Genomic DNA, 1548 nt, shown 5'->3' on the forward strand with positions numbered 1-1548 from the left:
CGGGGGAGGTGGTCGGGGTCAGTGGCGCGGTCGGTGCCACCGGTGCCACCGGGAGGATCGCCGCCGCCGGGTTGACGGTGGCGAACGGGCTGCTGCCCGTCCCGATCAGCCGGGCGATCAGCCGCGGGCCGACCTCCGGCTCCCCGTCCGGCAGCGAGGCACCGACGAACGGCGCGGCGCCCGCACCGCCCGCGCCGGCGCCGGCCAGCACCGGCACCGGCCTGGGCAGGTCGGCGGGCTCGATCTCCTCGCCGTCGAAGGTCCAGGACGGCGCCGGCTGCTGGGCGGTGGAGGCGGCGGTGTGCATCAGCTCGGTCCAGTGCCCGTACTGGTCGTCGGTCAGGCGCTGGAGCTGGAGCGAGAGGTGCAGCCCGGGCAGGGTGGCCGGGCCGCTGCTCGGCAGGGTCCAGCGCGCCACCGGTCCCGCGCCGCGCTCGGGCGCGCGGGCGATCACCGCGAGGCAGGTCCGCGGCCGGCTGTCCAGCAGCCGGCCGAGCTCCAGCGGCACGTCGCCGATCGGCGGCTGCGCCGAGAGCACGATCTCCGGGATCCAGGCCGCGTCGGCGTTCCCGCGGCTGCGCGCGTCGCGCGGGTGGGCGGCGCCGGCGGCGAGCAGCGTCGCCCGGGCGTTCGCGGTGCGCGGGCCGAGCGCGCCGAGGGCGGCCTCCAGGGTCGGGTAGCGGTGCACCCGGTCGGCGACCGTGTCGGAGACCGGCAGGTCGTCGGGGAAGCCCACCAGGTGCAGGTTGAGCCGGTCGGCGAGCGGGCTGTGCGCGAGTTCGAGCGCGATGGTGCGCAGCACGCCGCGGGCGTCGTCGGGGTGCCCGGACAGGTGCATCAGCCGGACCGTCTCCAGGTCCGCGAGCACGGCCGCGCCGTCGGCCGCACTGCCCAGCGTGACCAGCGCGGGGTACGGCGCCGGGATCTTGGCCGCCTGCTGGACCGAGAGCAGGTCTCCGGAGTCGGCCGCGCACCACCAGACGTTGGTGGCGTGCGCGGCACGGAACGGCGCGATCGGGACGGCGGCGGCGGGCAGGTGCAGCTCGATGGTGCCGCCGGTGGTGATCCGCACGGCGGCCAGCGCGGGCAGCCGCTTGCCGGTGCGGCTCACGTTGCGGGCCATGGTGCGCAGCGAACGGTTCAACAGGTCCAGCCCGGTGCTGCTCTGACGGGCCTTCAATTCGGACTCGAAGGTGGCGGCCGCGGGAGTGGGCATCGGGATCCGGTGCCGCGGGCGGAGGGCGCGCTGCTGCGCGCCGCGACGGTGGGCGACGGCGCCGATCATCGCGGCGGCGAGCAGCAGGCCGACGCCGGAGACGGCACCGGCGGCGGGCAGGAAGGCGCCGAGCGCGAGGGAGGAGAGCACGGAGACGGTGACGGCGATGGCGGCCGGGAGCTTCCAGCGGAGGTAGTGGTCCTGGATCGCGTCCACGTCGGAGACCAGGCGGGAGAGCAGGTCGCCCCGGCGGAAGGCCGGGAGAGCAGTCGGGGCGAGCAGTTCGAGGCGGCGGTAGACGGTGGTGCGGGTCGCGCCGAGGGCGGGGAGCA

1 protein-coding gene is annotated in these 1548 nt (G+C 76.9%); it reads right to left on the reverse strand.

Features of this window, described 5'->3' with window-relative positions:
- Positions 1-1548, reverse strand: a 1548-nt coding sequence (locus ABD323_RS37810; protein WP_486327163.1) for a GumC domain-containing protein, incomplete at both ends; no start/stop codon positions are given.

Origin of the sequence: Kitasatospora nipponensis (genome assembly GCF_039528135.1) — a bacterium.
In the GTDB taxonomy this organism is placed as follows: Bacteria; Actinomycetota; Actinomycetes; order Streptomycetales; family Streptomycetaceae; genus Kitasatospora; species Kitasatospora nipponensis.